The following is a 7,876-nucleotide window of genomic DNA, read 5'->3' as shown; positions in this document are numbered from 1 at the left end:
CCTCTTCTTCCTCTTCTTCCTCTTCTTCCTCTTCTTCCTCTTCTTCCTCTTCTTCCTCTTCTTCCTCTTCTTCCTCTTCTTCCTCTATTTCTTCATCTGCTTCTGATTCACTCACCAGCGATCGCAATTTTTCCTCCGACGCCGCAGCCAAAGCCCTTACAGACTGCTGCATTTTTTGCCTCCCCTCGAAGGACAACTTGAGAAACGACTCCGGTACTGCTTGAGTGCAAAGGTGATAGCAAGCCAAAATTAACTGCTGCCTCACCGCTTGTCCCAACGCAGTTAAATAACCTTCATAGGTATTGCTAAACTCCAACTTCAAGGCTGCTAAAGCCTCTTCGAGTCCTGCCAAATCTTGCTCTATTCGCTCTCTTGGTCGCACCATATCTCTCGTATAAAATTAAAATAAGACTTACGCAAGTTCTAAATTCTTACGCTATCTGTAGTAGTAAGGTGTGCAGTCCACACCCTACAAATATAGTCTGTCCATAAGTCCTGTAAAAATTAAAAATTAAAAATGCAAAAATTCCAGGTTTCACATTTTTAATTTTTAATTTTTAATCTTAAGTTGGGATTATTGAGCACCCATTTGGGCTGCCACTTCATCGGCAAAGTTAGCTTCTACCTTCTCAATGCCTTCGCCCAAGACAAAGCGCACGAAGCGGCGCACTTGGACATTTTCTCCAATTTGGGAGATGGTTTGTTTCACCAACTCTTCCACCGAGATATTCTGATCTCTAATAAAAGGCTGATCCATCAAAGATAACTCTTTCATGCGCTTGTCAATGCGCCCTTGAACAATCTTTTCTTTGATGTTGTCCGGCTTGTTGCCCAAGTCGTCCTTGCCTATTTCAATTGCCTTTTCTCTTTCGACAATTTCGGGTGGGATATCTTCAACTTTCACGTATTCCACATTCGGGCAAGCTGCAATTTGCATCGCAATATTCCGCACCAAAGTTTGGAATTCTTCGCGGCGTGCCACAAAATCTGTTTCGCAGTTAACTTCCACCAGCACTCCCACGCGACCGCCTGTATGAATGTAGCTACCTACAAGCCCTTCTGAAGCAACTCGTCCTGCTTTTTTATCAGCCCCGGCTAGACCTTTTTTCCGCAGCCACTCAATGGATGTTTCGATATCGCCATCGTTTGCAGCGAGGGCTTTTTTGCAGTCCATCATGCCCGCGCCGGTTTTGTCGCGCAGTTCTTTAACAAGTTTTGCAGATATGTCCGCCATCTTCTTTAAGTTCCCAATCAAAATTAGTTATTAGTCATTAGTCATTAGTCGTTAGTCATTAGTCATCAGTCATTAGCCATTAGTCACTAATTTTAATGTTAATGATTAGACCAAATTGAAGAAATACCCTGTCGATCTTAGTATCGACTTTGTATGTGTAGCGCCATAATTAATTATGGCGCTCACAGAATGAAGGCTTTTACCAGAACTCTACTAATGACTTAGACTCGTCCTATGTACAATTAAAAATTAAAAATATCCAACTAAAAATAATAATTATTTTTAATTTTCAATCTTTAATTTTTAATTTCCTGGTGTCAGATTCCGAGGGCAATACTAGCTTTCGGTTTCTTCGCCGTCAGCGTCAGCGGCGTCGTCGGGATCTACATAATTGGGGTCATCCAATTCTTCGATTTCGACATCATATTCAGTGCCTTCGTAACCACCTTCGTAGTCGTAGTCTTCGTCACCTTCGCCGCCCTGCTGACCGTGACGACCTTCGTAGATGGCATCAGCCAGCTTGCCGACAATCAGCTTGATCGATCGAATAGCATCGTCATTCGCCGGAATCGCAATGTCAACCAAATCCGGGTCGCAGTTGGTATCCAACAGAGAGACGATAGGAATTCCCAACTTTTGGCATTCCAACACCGCATTATACTCGCGACGTTGGTCTACCAGCACTACTCCGTCGGGAATCTTCCGCATAGATTTAATCCCGCCCAGATATTTCTGGAGTTTTGCCATTTCTCGGCGCAGTACCGAAGCTTCTTTTTTCGGCAGCAAATCGAGGGCGCCGATTTCCTCACGGCGCTCCAAATCCTTGAGGCGCTCCACGCGGGACTTAATCGTCGTCCAGTTGGTGAGCATTCCCCCCAGCCAGCGCTGGTTGACGTAATAAGCACCGCAGCGTTGAGCTTCTTGGGCTACAATCCCGGCAGCTTGGCGCTTCGTACCCACGAACAAAAACTTTTTGCCTTTTTCTGAGGCAACTCTCATGTACTCGTAGGCGTCTTCCATAAGCTGAGCGGTTTGCACGAGGTCGATGATGTGAACCCCGTTGCGCTCTGTGAAAATGTATGGAGACATTTTCGGGTTCCACCGACGGGTTTGGTGTCCGAAGTGAACCCCTGACTCTAACATTTGAGCCAAACTGACTACTGGCATTGTATTTTTAACTCCTAATTCGGGTTAATCCTCCACCCGGTCGTATTTCTGAAGGTTTGCGCCCTAGAAACACCCGAAAACCCGGATGTGCGAATTTAAACAACTTTTCTAGTTTATCACAGCGCGCGCTACTTTTTCTGACAATCTGATATCCGTAGGGTTGGCTTTGCACCCGGAGGTGAGATTTAGTGCGCGGGTTGGGTGCGGGGTGTACACGCTGCGGTTAAAGTTACTCGCAAGCGCTTCTTAAAAACGAAAAATGCAGGTGGGAGGTTGCCAAAGCCTTTGTTCGCTTGTGAGAGAATGGCGTTGTTGGTGGGCCTCTTGTGCCTTCTACCTTCGATCGAGCTGGTATCCATTTTTTTCGATCGGCAATTCAGTCAGCTTTAATAGCCTGCCCTCTCGATCCGCAAAAATCCCAAAGCTAAAAACGTCATGCCCATACCCATTCTCGTTCTGCTTGAAGTTCTAATTGTCATCGCACTTTCGAGACTTGTAGGTTTAGGATTTCGAGCGATCAAACAACCTCAAGTCATTGGAGAAATTGTAGCAGGAATTATGCTTGGGCCTTCTCTGTTTGGCTTAGTTGCACCAGATTTAGCAACAGCACTTTTTCCAGCCGAGGCCGTTCCCTTCCTCAACGTGCTATCTGAGGTGGGGTTAATATTTTTCATGTTTTTGATTGGTTTGGAACTGAATCCAAAGTACCTAAAAAGCAATTTAGATATCGCGATTTTAACTTCACACGTCAGCATTCTAGTGCCGTTTTCCCTGGGAAGCTTGCTCGCACTGCTGCTGTATCCCATCGTTTCAAATAATAGCGTTTCCTTTACCGCTTTTGCTTTGTTTTTGGGCGCTGCGATGTCCATTACGGCCTTTCCGGTGCTGGCCAGAATTATTACAGAGCACAACTTGCAGAATACAAAATTGGGGACGCTGGCCTTGACTTGCGCTGCGGTAGATGACGTGACGGCGTGGTGTTTGTTAGCAGTAGCGATCGCAGTTACTCGAACTAACTCGATGTTAGGCGCTTTGCCGACAATTATTGCATCTTTAATTTACATCGGTTTCATGCTGACTGTAGTCCGCTGGTTCTTGCAGCGACTTTCCAAACACTACAACCGCACTGGCAGATTAACACAGTTAGTGCTGTCGGGAATTTACATGGGAGTTGTAGCTTCGGCCTTAATTACTGAATGGATCGGCATTCATTTAATCTTCGGTGCATTTTTGCTGGGTGCTGCCATGCCTAAGAATGCGGGATTAACCAGAGAATTAGCAGAAAAAACCGAAGATTTTGTACTAATATTTCTGCTGCCCATATTTTTTGCTTATAGCGGGTTGCGGACTCAAATCGGCTTGCTCAACACTCCCGAATTGTGGCTGCTGTGCGCCGCAGTTTTGGGAGTGGCAATTGTCGGCAAATACGTCGGCACTTACGTTGCGGCGAGAGTTTGTGGCATCAACAACCGCGAAGCTTCAGCGCTGGGATGGCTGATGAATACTCGTGGTTTGACTGAACTAATTGTGCTGAATATCGGTCTTTCGCTGGGCGTAGTTTCGCCGCTGCTATTTACGATGTTAGTCATCATGGCTTTAGTGACAACTTTTATGACTTCGCCGCTGTTGGAGTGGACTTATCCAAAACGGTTAATTAGATTAGATATTTCAGAAGTTAACTCTGAGAATTCAGAATTAGAAGATTCACAAATTGCTGACAGCAGCGAAGAAACTGCTAGCAAATTGCTGCCCACTTATCGAATTTTAGTACCGGTTGCCAATCCCAGCACGCAGAAAGGTTTACTGCGACTAGCTGTAGCGCTAGCGCAGCCGGCTGCGGGTATGGGTGGTGACGATTTACAGTCGGCGGCGGTTCATCCTCTGAGTTTGATAGAATTAAATGATGACTATGCCTTTGAAAGTACGCCTGCGGAAGCCGATCGCATTATTCAAGAGCGCCGCTCGAAATTATCAGAATTGATTGATAGTTTGGAACTGCCAGAGGGGCGAAAATTTGTACATCCCATCATTCGGGTTACTAATGATGTAGCCCGGGAAACGGCCCAAATTGCGGAGATCGATCGCGCGGATTTGATTTTAGTAGGATGGCACAGACCTACTTTTAGCAGCAACCGTTTGGGAGGGCGTGTCGGCCAAATTCTCAGCAACGCTAAGGTGGATGTAGCAATTTTTGTTGACAGAGGCCGGGAAAGGTTGAATAACTTGTTAGTACCTTACGCGGCAAACATTCACGATGATTTGGGGTTAGAATTGGCGCTGAGACTGTTAGTAAATAGCGAGGAACGCCGTTTGACGGTGCTGCGGGTGGCGGTTGACGGGGAAGCTGAAAACGAGCTGAGTTACGAGTTTCAGCGAGTGATGGATCAGTTACCGGTTGAGGTGCGATCGCGCATTGAAACTCCGATTGTGGAGGCTGCTGAGCCAATTCAAGCCGTGGTGGCGGCTTCTGCTAATGCTGATTTGACTATTGCGGGTACGAGTCGGGAGTGGGGAATTGAGCGCCAAACTTTGGGACAGTATACTGATGAATTGGCTGTGCAGTGTCATTCTTCGCTGCTGATTGCGCGGTGTTACGTTAGAGTGCGATCGCACTTGGCATCGGTACTTCCTCAAATGTAGTCAGTTGACGGTTGACTGTTGACAGTTGGCAGTTGACAGTTGAGAGTTTACAGTTGAGAGTTGATTGTTTTTGATGCCCAATTCCCAATTATTAATTACCAAGATGATGAATCATTTAAGCCTCAAATCGCTGGCATTTTACGGGATTGCGATCGGCTCAGTTTCACTGCTGTTTAAAGTAGTAACTGCTTATGGCGAAACAAATTTAAACGCTCCTCCGGCAATTGCGGGAAATTATCGCTTCGATCCTAAAAGTTTGCCCGAATGTCTTAAATCTGATGCTTCTGATGCTTTGGTATTGACAATTGAGCAATCGGGTGTTTATTTGAGCGGTAATTTGCGATCGGGCAGCAGGGAGGGCAGGGAAAAAACAGCTCAAGGGAAACCTTCTCTACTTGGTAAGTGGGAAACTCAAGGATTGAACTTGTCGGGTGCGGTTCCTAATTTAGCGGGTTGCAGCGACTCCACAGCAACCGGTCAAAACAGTTCTGTTAAAATGCGCGGAATTGTCGAGCAAGAAAGCCTCAAGGGAAAAATTAGTCTTACCGATGGGGCGGCTGCTAGTGATTTTACGGCTCAAAGAGAAGCAGCGGCGAAACCCCAGAAGCAGGAACATTGATTGAGCCCAATAGAGAATAAGAAATGGGAAATGGGTAATTCTTTGTCGCTTTCCGACTCTCCCCTTCTCCCGTAAGGAAGCAAGGAATCACAAAGCGGGGCGGGGCGGTGGTGGGGGAGTGGGCGATCGAACTCCGGCCGCCGGAACTCGCCCACGACGGTCGGTTGCTGCTAAATTGAAAATATACCTAAAAGTTAATGATAAAAATAAAGTATCCCAGAGAAGTTCTTGGTTGAGAATTTGTCTTGCTCAAGACCCCCCGTGCCCGTATAGTTTGTTTGGAATGGATGTTGCCGTGATCTTAATGCCGTCAGAAACTTCGCTTACCCAGTCAAACCCGTTAATTTTAGACAGTTTGCCAGACTTGTCGCCGAACGATGGCGGGTGTCCCCGCCGGGCCAGATTGCAAATTGACTTGATGTTGCTGGCGATCGAAGCCTTGTATCTCGGAGGTGCGGAAGAAATGCTGGCAGTGTCAAAGGACCTGGAATTGGAATCAATTATCAAAAATCGGGTTGCCCTTTGGCTGATGCGTAATACTAACCCGCTGAGACGCTACACGCAGCGCCGCTCGCTTACCATTGTGGAGGCAAAAGCGCTGGTGGCGATCGCCTGTAATATGGCGCGCAAGTTAACCGCGACAATTCGGCAGTTGCTGCTAGACTCGCAGCAGTTGCGATCGAGAAATATCCCCCTCAACCAGAACCTGCCGCTGGCGGAGTATTTAGAACGCTTTAGAGCTCACTTTCGATCGCGCATGAACCCCAAGCGATCGCTAGTTGCAGCTTACGATTCCGACGACAAGCTCAACGAACTAGCTTTGAACTTGTTGAGCAAACTGCTATTTTGTACAGGCACAGCCGGAATGCAGCGCTTCTGGGTTAGCCTGTTTGATGGAGAAGTTGAATAAAAAATGACTATTAGGCGTCAGTACAGTCTGCCAAATTGCACCCTGGTTCTAGAAGGGTTGAGCGATGGATCGGCAGCCAGCCAGTTAGATATACGACCGGTGCTTTCCATATTAATGAGCGCTGAATGCTATGTGAACGGTCTCGGCGAGCCCCTAAGCGGGGGACGAGACTTTTTTGAAAGCTTGGTGAGGGCCGTCAGCAGCTACGCTCAAGAATTTATGAGCGGAGTGCATTATCCCGATCGCTACGGCCCGAATGTGGGTATGGTGCAGTTACACAGAATTGACGGCAACGTGCATCGGTTGACCGTTCTACCCACCTCCACAGGCAGCGCAACCCAAATCGATCAAAAAACAGAACTGTCGGCAAAAGTAGATTTGACGACGGTACAGCTATTTGACTTGGTAGAGGCGATCGATCAGTTTTTTGCCGACACGCAGACGCTGCCGGAATTGTCGCTGCAATTAACCCCAATTTCCAAGCGTTATATCAAGTCGGCCGAACCTTTGGCAAAGCGGACTTTACCTGCTGTGGTGGGGGTGTCGAGTTTGGCTTTGGCTGCGATGGCATTTTTCTTGGTGCCGGTGCCGGAAGTCCAGCGCCAGAGAGATCCGGTGCCGCAGCCCAATCCTGCAGGCCAGAATCAGGGGACACCGAATCCGGGCGGATCGGGTTCGCCTAATCCCAATCCCACGCCCCCTGCTGACGGTTTGCTGCCTGGGACTCAAACTCCGAACGCTGAATCGCTTTCGCCGACTCCGATCCCCGCGCCGCAGCCGGACGCTTCACCGTTGGCCACACCGCAGTCGGACGATTCACCGTTGGCCACACCGCAGTCGAATACTTCGCCCGAAAGCACGCCCAGTCCTGTTGCTGAAGGTTTGGCAAGCCCTGAAGCAGCAGCCGTGCCCATTACCGATCCAGGGCAAATTGAGCTTTTGAGGGGCAAACTTTCCCAGCAAATTGACGGAGTTGTGAAGAATCAGCCTCCGGTTGATGCGGAGTTGGTTTATCGGGTGAGTGTGGCCCAAGACGGGGCGATTGTCGGTTACAAGTCGGAGAATTCGGCAGCAGTCGAGAGATCCGAAACGCCGTTGTCTGAGTTGCTTTACAAACCGGTTGGCACCCGGCCACCTGCGGAAGCGCTGGCTGATTTCCGTGTAGTTTTGGCACCAGACGGCAATGTTCTAGTCACTCCTTGGTAATGGTTGATTGTTGACTGTTAACGGTTGACTGTTGACTGTTAACGGTTGACTGTTGACTGATACCAAATCCGGCTTTAATACCCCTCTCAATCTCTTAGTC

Annotated in this window: 6 protein-coding genes and 1 pseudogene; 4 read left to right on the top strand and 3 right to left on the bottom strand. The window is 48.0% G+C overall.

The window, feature by feature from the left end:
* The 3 genes and pseudogenes from QUA74_RS03875 to rpsB all read right to left on the bottom strand — a co-directional run.
* A pseudogene (locus QUA74_RS03875) lies at positions 1-385 on the bottom strand (hypothetical protein); the annotation flags it as partial.
* 189 nt (positions 386-574) lie between these two features.
* Entirely contained in the window at positions 575-1,234 is a 660-nt protein-coding gene (gene tsf / locus QUA74_RS03870) for a translation elongation factor Ts (protein ID WP_333325124.1), read from the bottom strand.
* A 336-nt stretch (positions 1,235-1,570) separates the two neighbouring features.
* A complete protein-coding gene (rpsB, locus tag QUA74_RS03865) occupies positions 1,571-2,401 on the bottom strand; it encodes a 30S ribosomal protein S2 (RefSeq protein ID WP_333325121.1) in 831 nt (276 codons plus the stop codon).
* A gap of 435 nt (positions 2,402-2,836) precedes the next feature.
* On the opposite strand from rpsB, the gene QUA74_RS03860 reads away from it, so the two are divergent.
* From QUA74_RS03860 to QUA74_RS03845, 4 genes are all read left to right on the top strand, one after another.
* A complete protein-coding gene (locus QUA74_RS03860) occupies positions 2,837-5,041 on the top strand; it encodes a cation:proton antiporter domain-containing protein (RefSeq protein ID WP_333325119.1) in 2,205 nt (734 codons plus the stop codon).
* A 73-nt stretch (positions 5,042-5,114) separates the two neighbouring features.
* Entirely contained in the window at positions 5,115-5,660 is a 546-nt protein-coding gene (locus QUA74_RS03855) for a hypothetical protein (RefSeq protein WP_333325116.1), read from the top strand.
* A gap of 283 nt (positions 5,661-5,943) precedes the next feature.
* Positions 5,944-6,570, top strand: coding sequence for a DUF3038 domain-containing protein (locus QUA74_RS03850; protein ID WP_333325114.1), 627 nt, complete (start codon positions 5,944-5,946; stop codon positions 6,568-6,570).
* A gap of 3 nt (positions 6,571-6,573) precedes the next feature.
* A complete protein-coding gene (locus QUA74_RS03845; protein WP_333325113.1) occupies positions 6,574-7,776 on the top strand; it encodes a DUF4335 domain-containing protein in 1,203 nt (400 codons plus the stop codon).
* Positions 7,777-7,876 lie beyond the last annotated feature (100 nt).

Source organism: Microcoleus sp. LAD1_D3, assembly GCF_036702135.1.
Taxonomy (GTDB): domain Bacteria; phylum Cyanobacteriota; class Cyanobacteriia; order Cyanobacteriales; family Microcoleaceae; genus Microcoleus.
This window is presented reverse-complemented; position numbering and strand designations above follow the sequence as displayed.